Origin of the sequence: Bacteroides sp. D2 (assembly GCF_025147085.1) — a bacterium.
In the GTDB taxonomy this organism is placed as follows: domain Bacteria; phylum Bacteroidota; class Bacteroidia; order Bacteroidales; family Bacteroidaceae; genus Bacteroides.
In genome coordinates this window covers 1,713,723-1,732,748 of the sequence record NZ_CP102261.1, presented here as the reverse complement: position 1 = coordinate 1,732,748, position 19,026 = coordinate 1,713,723, and the positions used below count along the sequence as shown (strand labels likewise).

General features: G+C 43.4%; 13 protein-coding genes. 10 read left to right on the top strand and 3 right to left on the bottom strand.

The window, feature by feature from the left end:
* Positions 1 to 23: 23 nt before the first annotated feature.
* The gene (locus NQ505_RS05935) at positions 24 to 986 is read right to left on the bottom strand and encodes a glycoside hydrolase family 18 protein (protein ID WP_009001175.1); all 963 of its coding nucleotides are present in this window, start codon (positions 984 to 986) and stop codon (positions 24 to 26) included.
* Positions 987 to 1,208: 222 nt separating this feature from the next.
* Between NQ505_RS05935 and NQ505_RS05930 the strand changes: the two genes are divergently transcribed.
* The 8 genes from NQ505_RS05930 to NQ505_RS05895 all read left to right on the top strand — a co-directional run bounded on the left by NQ505_RS05930 (position 1,209) and on the right by NQ505_RS05895 (position 13,185).
* Positions 1,209 to 1,778, top strand: a complete 570-nt coding sequence (locus NQ505_RS05930; RefSeq protein WP_009001176.1) for an RNA polymerase sigma-70 factor — start codon at positions 1,209 to 1,211, stop codon at positions 1,776 to 1,778.
* A 78-nt stretch (positions 1,779 to 1,856) separates the two neighbouring features.
* Entirely contained in the window at positions 1,857 to 2,759 is a 903-nt protein-coding gene (locus tag NQ505_RS05925; RefSeq protein WP_009001177.1) for a FecR family protein, read from the top strand.
* 261 nt (positions 2,760 to 3,020) lie between these two features.
* Entirely contained in the window at positions 3,021 to 6,254 is a 3,234-nt protein-coding gene (locus NQ505_RS05920; RefSeq protein ID WP_050547502.1) for a SusC/RagA family TonB-linked outer membrane protein, read from the top strand.
* A 13-nt stretch (positions 6,255 to 6,267) separates the two neighbouring features.
* The gene (locus tag NQ505_RS05915) at positions 6,268 to 7,824 is read left to right on the top strand and encodes a SusD/RagB family nutrient-binding outer membrane lipoprotein (RefSeq protein WP_009001179.1); all 1,557 of its coding nucleotides are present in this window, start codon (positions 6,268 to 6,270) and stop codon (positions 7,822 to 7,824) included.
* 29 nt (positions 7,825 to 7,853) lie between these two features.
* The gene (locus NQ505_RS05910; protein WP_009001180.1) at positions 7,854 to 8,786 is read left to right on the top strand and encodes a glycoside hydrolase family 18; all 933 of its coding nucleotides are present in this window, start codon (positions 7,854 to 7,856) and stop codon (positions 8,784 to 8,786) included.
* A 6-nt stretch (positions 8,787 to 8,792) separates the two neighbouring features.
* On the top strand, positions 8,793 to 9,923 hold the full coding sequence (locus tag NQ505_RS05905) for a DUF1735 and LamG domain-containing protein (protein ID WP_009001181.1): 1,131 nt from the start codon (positions 8,793 to 8,795) through the stop codon (positions 9,921 to 9,923).
* Positions 9,924 to 10,118: 195 nt separating this feature from the next.
* A complete protein-coding gene (locus tag NQ505_RS05900; RefSeq protein WP_009001182.1) occupies positions 10,119 to 11,612 on the top strand; it encodes a sulfatase-like hydrolase/transferase in 1,494 nt (497 codons plus the stop codon).
* Entirely contained in the window at positions 11,605 to 13,185 is a 1,581-nt protein-coding gene (locus NQ505_RS05895) for a sulfatase (RefSeq protein WP_009001183.1), read from the top strand. Before NQ505_RS05900 ends, NQ505_RS05895 begins: the two co-directional genes overlap by 8 nt.
* A 146-nt stretch (positions 13,186 to 13,331) precedes the next feature.
* On the opposite strand, the gene NQ505_RS05890 is transcribed toward NQ505_RS05895, so the two are convergent.
* Positions 13,332 to 15,695, bottom strand: a complete 2,364-nt coding sequence (locus NQ505_RS05890; protein ID WP_009001184.1) for a family 20 glycosylhydrolase — start codon at positions 15,693 to 15,695, stop codon at positions 13,332 to 13,334.
* Positions 15,696 to 15,707: 12 nt separating this feature from the next.
* Positions 15,708 to 17,150: a sulfatase gene (locus NQ505_RS05885; protein WP_009001185.1), complete on the bottom strand. Its 1,443-nt coding sequence runs from the start codon at positions 17,148 to 17,150 to the stop codon at positions 15,708 to 15,710.
* 155 nt (positions 17,151 to 17,305) lie between these two features.
* Here NQ505_RS05885 and NQ505_RS05880 point away from each other — a divergent pair, with 155 nt between their 5' ends.
* Positions 17,306 to 18,178: a helix-turn-helix domain-containing protein gene (locus NQ505_RS05880; RefSeq protein WP_009001186.1), complete on the top strand. Its 873-nt coding sequence runs from the start codon at positions 17,306 to 17,308 to the stop codon at positions 18,176 to 18,178.
* Between the two features lie 120 nt (positions 18,179 to 18,298).
* Complete coding sequence (locus NQ505_RS05875; RefSeq protein WP_004324017.1) at positions 18,299 to 19,003, top strand: succinate dehydrogenase/fumarate reductase cytochrome b subunit; 705 nt, start codon at positions 18,299 to 18,301, stop codon at positions 19,001 to 19,003.
* The last annotated feature ends 23 nt before the right edge of the window (positions 19,004 to 19,026 follow it).

The following is a 19,026-nucleotide window of genomic DNA, read 5'->3' as shown; positions in this document are numbered from 1 at the left end:
AATTTAGCGACCTGTGGGGGAGGTCATTTCCTTAATTCTTCAACCATCGCTTTGAGCAATGATTTAGAATCATCCAGTGGCAAATCCGTGGCTAAATCCCAACTCATCATGCCTTTCAGTCCTTGCTCCATCGCATAACGGGTCTTAGTGCGGATATTGTCCTGTCCGTCAAACACATATTTCTCTCCCTTATATATTACTTCATTTTGTGCAGGCTCCGTAATCAGTCCCTCTTGTACAAAACTGAAATAAGCCTCTGTCTTCTTCGAATTATCTTTTGTCACACCATAGAAAGGAACTCCCGCCACCAGTTTCTCTTTGGGAATGCCATATTTCAGTACCATCTGAATATCCGAATCATATTTCTCTACCGGAAAACGAACCGGTGAAGGACCGTAACATTGGAGTGAAATAAAATCAACGGCTTCAATGGCTTCTTTACTAATCTTATAACAAACAGGATGCAGAGATACACTAAATAGATATTGATCTCCCAGCACCTCCCGCATCTTCACGATAGCCAGGCTATAATCTTTGTATTCTTTCTCATTCTCCGCCCACTCAAAATCAAGATCAATGCCATCCAGCTTATTCTTTTCCAGTACAGTCTTTATATTCTTTGCAAATGCCGTACAAGCAGCCTCATCAGCTACCATCGCTTTCCATTCGCCACTGGAAGCTCCCAGACGTATTTTCGTTTTTGTACCTTTTACTTTTGCACGAACCGATTTAATCAATCCTTCCCAAGTTGTCACCCCTTTTCCTTGAAATGCACGCGGATTTTCAAATGAAAGTGATCCGTCTTTATTAGGATGAACATTCAAGAAAATAAGGTCGTCACTTGCCCGCAGACTTTCAGTTGCGACACGTCCCCGGTTGTAGAAATTTCCACGCACATAAGAACTTACAAAGAAGTTTTGTTGTGCATGAATAGATACGCCAAGCAACAAAAAAAAGAAAAATGTAAATTTTCTCGGTAGTAGCATAATGATTAATAATTAATGGATTACAGGCACAAAAATAGGCAACAACTGTACAAAATGATGTTCAAAAATCACTATATTACTTCCAAAAATCAACATAAAGGTATCTGAATGAAAGCTGAAAAGAGGAGGGCGTTTGATAAAACGTTAGGAAAAACAAAATAAAGTCTGTTTCTTTGTGCACTAAACTGAGATGCATACTGTATAATAAGCAACTTATTAACTATGAATAACCCACAACGTATCAGCAATGAGCAAGAGATACTAAAATTAGTATCTGAAGGCAATTCGGATGCCTTCCGTACGTTGTATATGCACTACTATGACCGGTTATTCCAGTTTGCCATGATGTTTCTTCGTTCAGAACCCGCTTCGGAAGATGTGGTGGAAGATGTTTTCTATAATTTATGGAAAGATCGACACATGCTTACCTCTATTCCCAATTTCCATCCATACATTTATCAGGCAATACGTAACGGATGCCTGAACGTACTAAAGAGCGGATATATATCGAAAAGAGACGATATTCCCGAAACGGAGCTACAAGTAAGCATCTCTACGCATACTCCTCTTGACGAACTATCCTATAAAGAACTACACAAAGCAGTAAAGGAAGCTATTACTGCACTGCCGGAACGTTGCCGCATTATTTTCAAGATGGCAAAGGAAGATGAAATGAGCCACCGTGAAATAGCAGAGGCTCTTGACGTAAAAGTCTGCACCGTAGAACGACAGATTCTAATCGCTAAAGCCAAGATAAAAGAAGCGATTCAGCCATTTCTGGAAAAATTTTAAAAAAAAGTGCTTTTTCCTTTTAGTAGTTTGGCGCCTTCAGTTTTCTATATAGTATAAAGCTTTAGAAAACGAAAGAAAATGCGCATTAGAAAAGAAGAAGAAACTGACAAATTAGATGAGTTGATTGACGGCATCGAGCTGCATTCACCCCGTCCTCCCAAAGAACATTCGGCAGAGAAGTCATTCTCCCGCCTGATGGCACGAATTCAACCCGACAATAACTCGATTGACATTTTCCGTCAGCGTGCCAACCGCTACCGGATATGGATGGCAGCCGCTACGGTGGCTATGTTAATCGCAATGAGCGGATGGCTGTATAATATCGTATCGGATAGTGAACCTGCATTTATTGTGGCCAGCAACAATACCGGTATTGTACAGAAGGTAACACTCCCCGACGGAACGATTATCAACCTGAATACTTGCTCCCGATTGACTTATCCGGAAAGTTTTTCAGGAAAATCAAGAGAAGTATTTCTTGATGGTGAGGCTTACTTTGATGTAGCACACGACAAACGCCATCCATTTATTGTACGTGCCGGGGAATTGAAGATCAGAGTACTGGGAACAAAGTTCAATGTAAATGCAAGCACGCTGGTTCCGCAGATTACGGCAACTCTGATAGAAGGTTCCATTGAAGCCGTTACCGGGAAAAAGAACATACTGATGAAGCCCAATCAGCAACTGAAGTATGATACCAGCAGCGGTAGAGTATCACTTACGGAATTGACAAACGCCAGTCGCGAGATACGATGGACACAGAATGTATGGGTACTTTCCGATACTCCCCTGTTAGACATCTGCCAACGCCTGGAACAACAATTCAATATAAAGATTATTATTATGAATGATGAACTGATAGGTAAATCTTTCACCGGAGAGTTTTATACAAACGAATCATTGGAGTCAATCTTAAAGACTATGCAGATCAGTACTCCGTTCGAATATGAATACAAAGGAAAGAATATAATATTAAAATAACAAGATTGTAAAACATTAAAACCGAAAAGCCTATGGTATAATACTGTAAAAGCACAAAAAAAAGCGAGAAAATAGTACCAGTATTTCCTCGCTTTCAAGACTTTGTAAAAATCATGGCAGTGCTCTCATTGCCACAATCCTTAATTTCTAATTTATAAAAGTATGACAAACTTAAGAAAGTACCAAATTTCTTATCAAAAATGTTGCCACACTTCCATAAAAGCGCTTCAAAAAAGCATTTATGCGGCAATATTACTTTTAATGATTCCCGGTTTTGCGCTCGCACAGACAACCAAGCGAGACATCCAGCTCAACTTCACGAATGCTCCTATGACTAAAGTGTTTGAAAGTATCGAGAAGCAAAGTGAATACTCTTTCTTTTACAACAATGACATTAATACAAGTCAAAGAACTTCAATACAAATTACTTCGAATAATATCAATCAAATCGTAAGTACTCTATTGAAAAACACAACTATTGATTTCCGTATTTCGGATAAACGTATCGTCCTGTTCCAAAAACAAGCGGCAGAAGAACAAAAGAAAGCCTACACCGTTACGGGCGTAGTGAGCGATGGCTCGGAACCGGTCATCGGTGCTTCTATCTCCACTAAGGATGGTAAAGGAACGATTACTTCCATCGATGGTGATTTCCGTTTGGAAAATATACATATCGGTGACGTACTAACGATATCTTATGTCGGTTATCAAACTCGTAATATCGTATTCAACGGTCAGCCAAGACTGAATATTTCCTTAACAGAGGAAGCGACCGCACTGGAACAAGTAGTGGTAACCGCTTTGGGTATCAAACGTTCGGAGAAAGCATTGAGTTACAACGTACAGCAATTATCTTCTGATGATATCACTACCGTAAAAGACGCGAACTTTATGAACTCGCTGACCGGTAAAGTGGCAGGTGTAACCATCAACTCTTCCGCATCGGGTGCAGGTTCTGCCGCCCGCGTAGTCATGCGTGGCGTGAAGTCAATTACTAAATCAAACAACGCACTTTACGTTATCGACGGTATTCCCATGTTCAATGTAGTAAACGAATCTACAGATACAGGGCTACTGACAGATCAGCCGGGTAGTGATGCCGTAGCCGACATTAATCCGGAAGACATTGAATCAATCAATATGCTGACAGGTCCTGCCGCTGCCGCACTTTACGGTAATGCCGCCGCTTCGGGTGTAGTACTTATCAACACAAAGAAAGGAACGAAAGATAAGACGAACATCAGTGTATCGAGCAGTACTACTTTCTCCAACCCTACCATGTTGCCCAAAATGCAAAACAAATATGGTAATAAGGACGGTGTATTCGCCAGTTGGGGTGACGTCGTAAACAGTAACTACGACCCTGAAAAGTTCTTCCGCACAGGTGTGAATACCATCAATTCGGTATCACTCTCCACAGGTACATCAAAGAACCAGACGTACGTTTCAGTTTCGGCAACCAACTCGACAGGTATTCTTCCGAACAACAAGTACGAACGCTACAACGTATCGGGACGCAATACCGCTACTTTCCTGAATGACAAACTTACATTGGATTTCGGAGCTAACCTGATTTTCCAGAATGACAGGAATATGACAGCACAGGGACGTTACTTCAATCCGCTGACTGCTCTCTACCTATTCCCGCGCGGAGAGAATTTCGAAGCCATTCGTATGTACGAGCGTTACAACGAAGGACTGGGTATCTACGAACAATACTGGCCTTACGACACGCAAAGTATGGAATTACAGAATCCATACTGGACGATGAATCGTATTGTTCGTGAAAACAAGAAGAAACGTTTCATGACCAACGCGTCCCTGAAATGGAATATCATTGACGGAATCGACATCACCGGACGTCTGAAATATGACAAGACGGATATGCGTTCGACTGACAAACGTCATGCCTCAACCATCGAACAGTTCGCCAGTCCTTATGGTGGCTACTATGATATTCATAAATCATACAGCAGCTTCTATGGAGATATCATGTTGAATATTTCCAAGACATTCAACGATAACATGTGGTCTTTCAATGCCAACATCGGTGCATCTATCAACGATCAGAGAGAAGAGCAAATAGGACATGGCGGTAATCTGGAAGGTATTTACAACTTCTTTGCCATACACAATATAGATACATCCGCCAAGTACAGGAGAATCCAGTCAGGATATATCCAGCAATCACAAGGCGTGTTTGTCAATGCGGAAGTAGGTTACAAAAGCATGCTGTATATGACTGTTACGGGACGTAACGACTGGGAATCACAGTTGGCATATTCCGAAGCCTCTTCGTTCTTTTATCCTTCCGTAGGTTTATCGGGAATTATCTCAAGTATGGTGAAATTGCCGGACTGGCTTTCATATCTGAAAGTACGTGGCTCATATACAGAAGTCGGAACCTCGTTTGAACGTTTCATTACGCGTCCGTCTTATGAGTTTAATATCGCTTCCGGAAAATGGATATCTACATCTATCTATCCGGTACGTAACTTAAAACCAGAAAAGACCCGTTCATGGGAAGTCGGAGTCAACTCAAAATGGTTGAACAATCGTCTTTCATTTGATTTGACCTATTATCGGTCGAGCACTATCAATCAAACCTTTACTGCCGATCTTTCTGTTTCGTCCGGATATTCCAAAGCATATATACAGAGTGGTAATGTCCGCAACGAAGGTATGGAAATCGCTTTAGGTTATAGTGACAAATGGGGTGGATTCTCTTGGGACAGCAACCTGACGTTCTCCTGGAACCAGAATAAAATCATTAAATTGACCGAGGGTTCCGTGAATCCGATGACCGGAGAACCGATTACCAAGGACAATTATGAAATGGGACAACTGGGTAACCTTGATGCTCGCGTCAAATTATACAAAGGTGGCTCTATCGGCGACGTGTACGCCACTCACCGCATCAAGAGGGATGGCAATAACAACATCTACGTTTCACAAGAAGGAAAAATTGAAATCGAATCCGTTGAGGAATTCAAACTGGGCTCTATCCTGCCGAAATCAAACATGGGATGGAGCAACAACTTCTCATACAAAGGTGTAAACCTGGGAGTGACACTGACTGCACGATTCGGCGGTATTGCCTTGTCAGGCACACAGAGCACGCTCGACCAGTATGGAGTTTCGCAAGTAACCGCCGACTATCGCGATGCCGGTGGTATCTTCACCAATTACGGATATGTAGACACTGAAAAATATTTCGATACAGTAAAAGGATACGCCGCTTATTATACATACAGTGCTACCAACGTACGCTTGTCTGAACTGAACCTCAGTTACACATTACCTCAAAAATGGTTCCGTGACAAACTCAGGATGACTGTCGGATTAGTCGGCAAGAATCTTTGGATGATTTATTGTAAAGCGCCTTTCGACCCGGAAGCAACTGCATCAACACAATCTAACTACTATCAAAGTTATGATTACTTTATGCAGCCTACTACACGTAACATCGGATTTAGCGTAAAACTTAATTTCTAAACAGAGAAGAACCATGAAAAAGATAACTCAATTTATATGTTCAGTACTACTGGTACTACTCGTGTGCAATTGTACAGGAAAATTTGAGGACTATAACACCAACCAATACCAGCCCCCTGTATTGAACTCCCGGTTATTATTTGCACAGCTCATTACTTGTATGTCTTCCACAGAAGAAAACCCCTCCCAGCGCAATATTACTTTCTGGGCAGGGCCATTCGGGGGTATGCTGACTCCAACCAGCAGTTGGAGCAGGAGCCAGCACTTCTATACCTATAACGTAGATGACGCCTGGAATAAATGGTCTGTTGACTGGTATTTCAAAAATTTCTACCCTAACTATTTCTCCATCGAACGTTTTTCAGAAGCATCAGGTCATTATTATGCACTTGCCAAAATCATGCGGGTACACATCATGCAGATTATCGCCTCCATGCAAGGGCCGCTTCCTTATACTAAGGTGGAAAGCGGACAGTACTCCGTAGGATATGACAATGAAGAAGCGGCTTGGAAGGCAATGATTGATGATTTGAACTACAGCATTGATGTGCTTACTTCCCTAATGAATACCGACCCAAGTTTTAACGAACTGACCACAGAAGACCGCATCTATCAGGGAGACTATAAAAAATGGATAAAATTTGCCAACTCACTGAAGTTGCGCATAGCTATCCGTATCAGCAATGCTGTTCCTGAATATGCACAAGAAATAGCAGAAAAAGCCGTAGCACATCCGTATGGGGTGATGGACAGCAATGATTGCGATGCTTACGACAATATTGGATCAACCAACTTCAAGAACGGACTCGCAAGCGTCAATTCGTGGGGCGAAGTTCGTGCCAATGCCTGTATCGTCTCTTTCATGAATGGATATGGTGACCCGCGCCGTGAAGCATACTTCACCAAGACAACAGTATCTCCTGATTACGAGTATCTCGGCGTGCGTTCGGGAATCAGTGGTATCACAACCGGTATGTTCTCCACCTATTCCACAGTCAAAGTAGAAACCAAGACTCCTATGCTGATATTCAACGCTGCCGAAGTAGCCTTCTTAAGAGCAGAAGGTGCCTTGAAAGGATGGACTATGGGAGGAACAGCAGAAGAATTCTATAAAAAAGGCATCCAGTTATCATTCAACGAACACAGTATATCAGGAGCTGATACATACATAGCTAACAGCATTAATGTTCCGGCAGATTATATATGCCCGTTGAACTCTGCTTATAATTACACCAATCCGTGCAAATTACCGGTAGCCTGGAATCCTGCTACTACCACCAGCGCCAAAGAAGAGAACCTGGAACGTATTCTGACACAGAAAATGATTGCCAACTTCCCGATTGGAAATGAAACTTGGGCTGATTTCCGTCGTACCGGATATCCTGCCGTGTTCCCTGCCTATGACAATCTCTCTACACAAGGTGTCACGAAAGAACGCCAGCAACGCCGTCTGCGTTTCTCTGAAGACGAATACGCAAGTAATGGGAATAATGTAACAGAAGCTTGTTCTTTCCTGTCGAACGGACAAGACACAGATGCTACCGACCTATGGTGGGCTAAGAAAAACTAATCTGATTGATTATTAAAAATAAAAACAACATGAAAAAAATATTCATTATATTATTTGCAGCATTCCTGGCAACTAATTTCTTTAGTTGTGATGACTGGACTGATATGGATGCCAAGAACTTCGAACCGGAGCCATTGGGTGAAGAATATTATGCAGCACTCAGAGAGTACAAGAAGAGCGACCATGCCCTTTCATTCGGATGGTTCGGAAGTTGGTCAAATCAGGGTGCAGCCTCCTTGTACTACAGTCTGAAAAGTATCCCTGACAGTGTAGATATCGTCTCCATTTGGGGCCCCTACGGTAGTCTGACAGATTATCAAAAAGAAGATTTGAAATATGTTCAAGAAGTACTGGGTACACGGGTTGTATTCACTGTTTTCTCACACAATATGGCAAATCTCCCCGGGAAATTTGAAAATATCGCCGCTAATATTCCGGCTGCTGCACAAGCGATAGCAGACACTATTCACAAATACGGTTACGATGGAATCGATTTCGACCATGAATGTAGTGGTTCTGACTTGTTTTACGATAAGGACAACATGACTGCCTTATTAAAAGAAACCCGTCAAAGAATCGGGACAGACAAAATCATCATGGTAGACGGCTTTGTGCATCTTATCACTGAAGAAGGATGGAAGCACGCCAATTACGCCGTAGCACAAGCATACGCAACAGGTTCCCCTACCAGATTACAAGAAAGATTTGACCGGGTAAAGCAGTATATAGGTTCCAATCGTTTCATTGTCACCGAGAACTTTGAAAGTTACGCCGCTAATGGCGGGGTGAATTTCAAAGATCCCGAACGGGGAACGATACCCTCACTATTGGGAATGGCCTACTGGAATCCAGACGAAGGCCGTAAAGGAGGAATAGGAAGTTTCCACATGGAGTACGAGTATTCCAGGAATTACAAATACTTGCGTCAAGCTATTCAAATCATGAACCCTGCCAAAAAATAAAATGATATGAGAAAGAATAAAATATATACATTATTTGCCGGAGCATTCACTCTTATAGCCTTAATGGGCTGTAAGCAAGAATATGAACCGATAGAGAACCGTATTTACATCAATGAAGCTGCTTTCAAGAATGTAAAGAGCTTGCCCATCAACGTCAGTGAAAAAACAGTGACAGACTTCACAGTCCGCATAGGCGACATTATGGGGAAAGATGTTCAAGCCACACTGGCAGTAGATGAAAGTCTGCTACAAGAATACAACAAGAAAATGAAACTTGACTATGCTGTATTACCAGCCGACAAGTACTCGTTTGAAAAAGAGGTCATTATCGAAAGCGGAAAGACTATGGCCAAACCGACTGTAGTAACTATCAGTCCTTATGAAGCTGCCGAAGGAGTGAAATATGCATTGCCTATCAGAGTGATAAGCGACGGCAGTGTCCAAGAAGAGATACAGGGAGCCAGTTACATTTTATTACTTGATAAACCATGGACTCAGTTTACTCCTTACCTGGGTAGAGGAGGGGGATTCAAATCTGAGAACGTGACAACTCTCTCGATGGATTATTTCACGATAGAATTTTGGATATGGATGGCCGATTTCGGTTATAACAACCAATGTGTCATCGACTGTTCTGCCTTCTACATTCGTTTGGGTAATGCCAATAACCAGATTACGAAAGATCAGATGCAAATCAATATCTTTGGTAAGAGCGCAGAAAACAACAAAGGATTTTTCACGAAATTCAATTTCCAAAAGAAAACCTGGACACATGTAGCCATGGTATACGACCAAAGCAAATGTCATTTCTACGCAAACGGCGAGAAAGTGCAAGATGTAGAAGCCACCGGTGTACCTGCTGACATCACATCAATCACATTCTTTAATGGCAACACTTCAAATGAACACATGATGGGACAAGTCCGGCTGTGGAACAGGGTTCTCACACAAGCGGAAATTCAGAGTAATATGGGCGGACCTGTCACAGTCAGTCCAAGCCTCATCGGTTATTGGAAAATGGACGAGGGTCAAGGTAATGTTGTATATGACAGTTCCGGCAACAAGAATGATGCCACCATAGCTACAGGTTCAATCACAGAATGGAGAGCCGACCAATGTTTCACAAAGAAAAACTAATCCACTTTATCAGAAGCATCCATTCTGAATAAATGAAGTTTTTTTGTAAAGAAACTGTATTATATAAATAACATTCACTATCTTTAGACGTGAATTAAGTAGCCTCTGCGGATTTCGTCAATTCGTTTACCTACTTAATTCGCGTCTAAAACATTATAAGACACTTTTAAATAGAACAATACAACCATTGTTAACATGAAACCAGCCATCCAGTATTCATTTATATCCTGCTGTCTATCGTTGGCATTCAGCCCATTAACCGCCGAGTGTCAATCGACTGCCAAAGAGATCCCTCAACAGCCCAATGTACTTTTCATCTTGACGGACGACCTGCAGGCGTCTTCCATCCATGCTTTGGGAAACGAAGATGTATATACACCCGCCATCGACAGCCTGATTGCCGAAGGTGTCACATTCACAAACACGTACACTAACGGTGCTTTATGCGGAGCCTTGTCCATGCCTAGCCGGGCCATGCTCATGACAGGGCGCGGACTATACAACATTCAATCCGATGGTATGAAAATTCCGAAAGCACATACCACCTTCCCGCAACAATTCCGCCGACATGGTTACCGTACCTTTGCCACCGGAAAATGGCACTCGGACAAAGCCGCATTCAACCGTTCCTTTCAGGAGGGAGACAACATCTATTTCGGTGGAATGCATCCTTATGAACAAAACGGGCACTGTTCGCCACACCTCAACCATTACGACTCCACAGGGGTATATGGACCGAAAACAAAATTCACAGGAGAAGAATTCTCTTCCAAAATGTATGCAGACGCAGCCATCCGGTTTCTTCAAAAGCAAAAAGGAGATAAACAACCTTTCCTGGCTTACGTGGCTTTCACCTCTCCACACGATCCGCGCAACCAACTCCCCAACTACGGTCGGAAATATAGCCCCGACACACTGGATGTCCCCCGCAACTTTCTTCCCAAACATCCGTTTAATAACGGTGAAATGAGAGTACGCGACGAATTACTGCTACCGGCACCACGCACCGAACAGCAGGTACAAAAAGAACTGTCCGATTACTACGGCATGATAAGTGAAGTGGATGTACAGATAGGACGTATCATGGAAGTATTGCGCGCAACGGGACAAGCAGAAAACACCATCGTCGTCTTTGCCTCAGACAATGGACTGGCAGTAGGACGACACGGCTTATTGGGTAAACAGAACCTCTATGACCATAGCGTCAAAGTGCCGCTCACCATCATAGCCCCTTCATACAAAAACCGGAAAGGAGAAAAGAATCAATCACTGTGCTATCTGCACGACATCGCCCCGACTCTCTGCGAGCTGGCAAATATTCCCCTGCCGGAAAGCATGAACGCCCAGTCGCTCTATCCCGTACTGGAAGACTCTGGGACAACGCACCGTAAAGAGCTGTTCCTAGCTTACTCCAACATCCAGCGGGCATTTGTCAACGACTCCTACAAATACATCATTTATCACGTAAATGGAAAGATAACCGAACAACTGTTCGATCTTCAAAAAGATCCGTTGGAAATGCATAACTTACTGACCGAAAAGAGAGAAGAAGCGAATAAATTAAAAAAGCAACTAGCTTTCCGCATGGAAGAGGAAGGTGATTTCTGCAACCTGAACGATCCTAACTGGTGGCAGGACGGTCATAAACTGACTTTTAAAGAAATGCAACAATTATATATTTATGAATAAACTACTATTAACTGGGATTCTGACAGCAGGAACAGCTACTCAAATCCTGAATGCCCAAACAGCCGGACAAGAAAACCGACAAAAGGACGAACAACGTCCCAACATTCTCTTTATTCTAAGCGATGACCATACCTCGCAAGCATGGGGTATTTACGGTGGAGTACTGGCAGATTATGCCTATAACAACAATATCCGCCGGCTCGCCAACGAAGGTGTAGTCCTCGATAATTGTTTCTGCACCAATTCTATCTCTGCCCCCAGCCGTGCCAGCATCCTGACCGGACTATACAGTCACCAGAACGGACTTTACACACTGGCAGATTCATTGGACACTTCGCTCCCTACACTGGCAACCGTCCTGCAAGCCAACGGCTACCATACGGGACTTGTCGGAAAATGGCATATCAAGTCACAACCACAGGGATTCGACTACTACTCCATCTTCCACGACCAGGGAGAATATCGTGATCCGACTTTCATCGAAAGCACTGACCCTTGGCCGGGCAACCGAAACTTTGGTCAACGGGTACTTGGTTTCTCTACCGATCTCGTCACACAAAAAGCAATCCGGTGGATGAAACAGCAGGACGGAAAACAACCTTTCTTGATGTGCTGCCACTTCAAAGCCACTCACGAACCTTATGATTATCCGATACGTATGGAACATCTTTACGACGGCGTCACTTTCCCCGAACCGGAAAACCTGTTGGACTGGGGACCGGAAACAAACGGACGTTCTTTTATCGGACAAAAACTGGAAGAGCTGGTACGCCGCTGGCGAACAGCTTCGAAAGATCCCGACAAATGGTGGTGCCGCTATCCCGGACTACCATTCAGCACGGAAGGTATGCAACGAACCACCGCCAGACGAGCAGCTTATCAGAAACTGATCCGTGACTATATGCGTTGTGGAGCCACCGTCGACGACAACATCGGCAAACTCCTGAAAGCACTGGACGAAATGGGAATTGCCGATAACACCATCGTAGTGTATGTATCCGACCAAGGCTATTTCTTAGGCGAACATGGTTTCTTCGACAAACGAATGTTCTATGAAGAATCAGCCCGTATGCCTTTCGTGATTCGCTACCCCAAAAAGATTCCTGCAGGACAACGTCTGAAAGACCTCGTATTAAATGTCGACTTTGCACCGACACTGGCAGAATTCTCCGGAGTAAAGATGGATAATGTACAGGGACGCAGCTTTGTCGACAACCTCGAAGGAAAGACCCCGTCAGACTGGCGAAAAGAAATCTATTATCGCTACTGGACCAATCATGCCATTCGTCCGGCACATTTTGCCATCCGTTCAGACCGATACAAGCTCATTTTCTACTATGCAAAGAATCTGGGCATGACCGACACGGAAAACTTCGAATTTACACCTGCATGGGATTTCTACGATTTGCAGAATGACCCGCACGAGAATCATAATCTTTATAATGATCCGAAGTACGCATCAATCATCAAACAAATGAAGAAAGATTTATTGAGACTTCGCAAAGAAACAGGAGATACGGATGATAAGTATCCTGAAATGCAAACAGTCCTCGAAAAGTTCTACTACAAGTAAGAAAATATAATTAGGCACAAATGAGTTGTCTGACACCCGGGTCTTGGTAGTACTGACACCCGGGTGTCAAGCATATCAACACCCGGGTGTCAATGCCCTTGAGACCCGGGTGTCGTACAAGTTGTTTATGCAGCCCGCGCAAATAATTAATGTACCCGAATCTCATCTACGAATAAGAAAGGCGGTTCCCCTTCACCGGAATGTCCTTTAGGCAATCCTTTAAAAGGCACAGCTATCACTTTCACAAAACGGGCAGAAGCACTTTTTTTAAACGAAAGACGATGCAAATCACTACTTTTTTCTCCCATCGCATCTGTTAATGCCTGATAGGTTTTATGCGCCACCATCTTATATCTCTTTCCATTCGAAGAAATATAAACAGAAATGGACTGTGGCCCCATAATCCATGCACTTAAATCTGTCAAAGCCGAAACTTCCACCGCATTAATCTCCTGCGGATATTCAAGATCAATAGTTGCAATCATATCAGCAGCATGATAGCCCACCCACAAGCCCGTATTGTGGAAATTGATGCTACGGACACCATCTACCAATACTTTTCCATCTTCTCCCTGATAACGTTCCGAAGGAGCATTTTGTAGATGAATCGGTTTAAATGTCGCTTTGTTTACCACCACTTCTTTGCTTAGTTCGTCACTGGCAAGCCCACTCGGCAAGTAAGAAACGGCTTTCAAGATACAACTTTTATCTATCCGAAGGGGATTCTCATACAGAAAAGCGCCTTTTGTCGGTTGGCTACCATCCAGCGTATAATAAGTTTTCGTATCAGGCAGACTCTCCAACGAGACGACAAGACATTTATCATCAGGAACAGATGTATAAGTAGCAGAAATCGTAAAAAAATGACGGGCATAACCATATCCTAACTGCTCATAGCAACGAAGCAGCGAGGGCAGACGCTGCAAGAAATGATTGTAAGTGCCACGTCTCCCCTCACACCAGACTGCATCTGCGAAAGCAGCCAAACGGGGTAAAAGCATATAATCCAGGATTGAGTCATCATCAACGAATGAACTCCACAAACAGGCTTCCGCACCCAGCACCTGTGTCCGCTCCGTTTCTGTCAGTTGCGGAGAGAAAAAAGGAGTCTCGAATACCTTCTTCATTTCTACCAGTCCACCGGTTGCACGAGGTTCCTGTTCTGAATTTATCGTTTGGTAATGGTTCAAATATAAATGAGAATCAGCAGATACAATTACGTCATGTCCTTTGCGAATGGCAGCCGTGGCACGTCCCAATCCCCGCCAGGACATAACAATAACCTCCCGGTTCAAATCATCTGCGAGTACTTCGTCCCAGCCTATCATTCGTTTACCCAGTCCATGCAGATAGACCGCTATTTCCTCATTAAAAGTTCTTTGCAACCGTTCTTCTGCTGTATGCAGTTTTGTATTCTTCAAACCATGTTCCCTAATGGCTTTCTGACAGGCATTGCATTCCTTCCAACGGTCTTTAGGAACTTCGTCCCCTCCGATATGAATGTAAGGTCCCGGAAATAATTCCGCCACTTCTTTCAACACGTCTTTTACAAAAGGAAAAGTGAAATCACTGCCCATACACATCACATCCTTATGTACACCGCCTACTTCCGTAGCCACTTCGTAAGAAGTTCCCCTGCAACCGAGTTCAGGATACGCCGCCAATGCAGCCTGGGTATGTCCCGGCATATCTATTTCCGGAATAATCGTTATATACCTTTCGGAGGCATAGGTTACTACCTCCTTTATCTCCTCTTGGGTATAATATCCACCATAATTATCCGTCCCTCTCCATGCACCGACCTTTGTGAGATTCGGATATTTCTTTATTTCAATTCTCCATCCCTGATCGTCCGTCAGATGCCAGTGAAAATGATTCAAGCGATGGAAAGCCAACAGATCAATATAGCGTTTCACCTGATCGACCGAAAAGAAATGGCGGCTCACGTCAAGCATGGCTCCCCGATATGACATGGAAGGATAGTCTTCCAATTCAACGGGAGGAAAGCACAATTCCCACTTCTTTCCATTTACTTCTTTATTACATTCGCCTTGCTGATCCGAGGCCGAAAGCGATAATTCTCGCAACAACTGTACGGCATAAAAAGCTCCTGCCCCATCTGATGCTTCAATATACAGCTTATCTTCTGTTATCTTCAGTCTGAACCCTTCTTTTCGTACCTGTGGTTCCAACATAAAATAAATAACATTACTCTCCACAAACTTCTTCATCTTCCCGACAGATAGCTCGCGACCTGCCATCTCTGATAAATACGGGATTAAAGAGTCTACTATACGTTTCCACTCGGGATGATTGCCGGAGCAGATGATCCTTGTCTGGTCGTTAAAAACAAACGGAGCTCCTTCCTTTTCTATCACACATACCGGTTCGGGAATCAAATTCCGATACGAAACCGATGCCATAGAATCTGCCGTGAAAAAAAGAAGAAATATCCACACCAATAAGATATGTGGGAAAAAGAGACACCGATGGAACTTAGTTTTAACCATATTTCTTCAGATTTACTTGGCTGCCTTGCCCGGCTTCGCTGATTTATTCACCTTGTCCGACTTACTTGCTTCCCGACGTGCTTTCCCCGGATGTCCCGTCAAGTCGTCGCCAAGTTCTTCGCGCCACACTTCCGCCTCTCTCGTCAAATCTTTCACCACTTCCGGATATAGAGTGACGACATTCGTACGCTCTCCCATATCCCGTCGCAGATCATACAGCTCACACTCCGTCACCTCTCCTTTTCCAAGAGCTCCCGGAAGTCCGTCATTACCGGGAATCTGTCCGTCATAGGACACATATTTATGAGGGAACACCAGTTTATAACTTCCATCAGTAATAGCCTCCAGCGAGTTTTTATGATAATAGAAACAAAGATATTTGCGAACCGCAATTGTCGGGTCCACCGTCAATGTAGGCAACATACTGACTCCGTCTATTTTCCGTTTGGGTTTCGCGGCTCCCGCTATTTCTATCAGAGTAGGCAAAATATCAATATTGGAATACAAGTTATTACATACGGTAGCCGGTTGAATCTTCCCTTTCCAGTAGAAGAAACAAGGAACACGGGTGCCTCCATTGAAGGTATTTGCTTTCGCTTCCCGCAATCCGCCGGACGAACCGGCATGGTTGCCGTAATTAGCCCATGGACCGTTATCCGACGTTAAAATCACCATGGTATTATCCTCTATTCCTTCTTCACGGATGGTTCGGAGAATCTCTCCCACGCTCCAGTCTATTTCCATCATCACATCTCCATATAATCCCTGTTTACTTTTTCCTTTAAATTTATCGGATACCGCCAATGGTACGTGCGGCATGGAATGAGCCAGATACAGGAAGAACGGCTTATCCACATTGCGGTGAATAAAATCGACCGCATAATTGGTGTAATCAGTAGTCAACCGTGTCTGATCGGTATTGTAACCAATGATGTCATTACCTTTAATTAAAGGAAGATCTGGAAACTTATATTGAGGATGGCGAGGCCACATATCATTTGAATAAGGCAAACCGTAATATTCATCAAAGCCATGCTGAAGCGGAAGAAACTTTTTCTCATCTCCCAGATGCCACTTCCCGAAAATAGCCGTTGCATATCCTTTGTCACGCAATAACTCCGCAACCGTTTCTTCCTCCGCACTGATCCCATAAGGGGAACCGGGATTCAAAGCGTAAGCGAATCCGATACGATTCGGATAGCATCCTGTCATTAGCCCCGCCCTCGAAGCACCGCTAATGGGCTGAACCGCATAGAAATTGTTCATTGCCATCCCATTGGCAGCCATCCAGTCAATATGTGGGGTCTGATAACCAACTGCTCCACGACAAGAGAAATCTCCGTTTCCGGCATCATCCAGGTTGATAAGGACGATATTGACCGGCTTCTGTGCGATAGCTTCGGCAGACAATACAGCCATGCCCGCCATTCCTATTAATACCTTTTTGTTCTTCATAATATAGTTGCATATTTTAGTTATAAATTCATTCCACTATAATAAAGACAATCATACAAAGCTTTCTACTAAAACATAAATGAAAGAAAGCATGTCGTTTTCCGCAAAAAAATTATATCTTTGTTCCCCGTAAATAACAATTCACGCATAACTTCATGGCAGGAGATTCATTTTGCATACAATATACAAACTGTACTGGATGCCCCAAAGCAACTGAGAACATCCTTGTATATAGAAACTTACCCAAGGGAGAACATATTCCTAAGGATAAGTGTACGCAAAATTGTATGCTGTTTATGATTAAAGGTGAATTACTGATTAACAGCGAAGAATACCCCGGAAATACACTGCGTGAAAAGCAGTTTATCCTGCAAGCTATCGGATCTAAGGTTGAAATACTGGCACTTACGGATGTCGAATACATCGTGTACTGGTTCAACGAATTACCTTTGCTATGCGAGGACCGCTATCGGGAAGTGATAGAACATACAGAAACACCTCTGACCTATACTCCGTTGATTATGAGTGAAAGGCTGTATCATCTGCTCACCAGTATGCCCGAATTCCTCAACGAAGAATCTCCTTGCAGCAAATACATCGACCTAAAATGTAAGGAACTGGTGTTCCTGATTACCAATTTCTATCCGCAGCCCCAACTAAGTTCGTTCTTCTATCCGATCAGCACCTACACAGAAAGCTTCCACTACTTCGTTATGCAGAACTACGGCACCGTGAAGAACGTCGAAGAATTTGCACATCTGGGAGGCTACACTACCACTACTTTCCGCCGTCTTTTCAAAAACCTCTACGGCGTACCGGTATATGAATGGATTCTGGAGAAAAAACGGGAAGGCATCCTGGAAGACCTCCAACACACGAATATGCGAATCACAGAGATCTGCAACCGATATGGTTTCGACTCTTTGTCCCACTTTGCGCACTTCTGCAAAGACTCTTTTGGCGACACTCCACGTGCTTTACGCAAGAAAGCAGCCGACGGTGAAAAAATCGGAAAGATTGTCGATTAAGGAATTATTTCTTTAATTCCTTGCTCAATCAATCTATTTCCCCTATTTTTGCAGTCCGTAAGAGGTGTAAAACGTCGAAATTTTAGTTCTAACAATTAAATAATTTAAATTCAATCATTTATGTGGTTAAGTAATTCATCTGTAGGAAGGAAAGTGGTGATGAGCGTTACCGGTATCGCCCTTGTCCTGTTTCTAACATTTCACATGGCGATGAACTTGGTTGCGATCATCTCGGCTGATGGTTACAACATGATTTGTGAGTTCCTGGGAGCAAACTGGTATGCATTAGTGGCTACCGCAGGACTGGCTGCTCTTTTCGTAATTCACATTATCTACGCATTCTGGCTGACAATGCAGAATCGCAAAGCGCGTGGTAGCGAACGCTATGCAGTGACAGACAAACCGAAAACTGTAGAATGGGCATCTCAAAACATGTTGGTGCTGGGTCTTATCGTTATCGTAGGTCTTGGTTTGCACCTCTTCAACTTCTGGGCAAAAATGCAGTTGCCGGAACTGATGCACAACATGGGCATGCACGCTGATACATTGACATTGGCTTATGCTGCTAACGGTGCATATCACATTCAGCAGACTTTCTCTTGTCCGGTTTACGTAGTTCTTTACCTTGTTTGGCTGTTTGCTTTGTGGTTCCACCTGACTCACGGTTTCTGGAGTTCAATGCAATCACTGGGATGGAACAACAAAGTATGGATTGATCGTTGGAAATGTATTTCTAACATCTATTCTACAATCGTTGTACTCGGTTTCGCACTGGTAGTAGTGGTATTCTTTGTGAAAACACTGATTTGTGGTGGTGCTTGCTAAATAGTAAATTGTAAATGATTAAA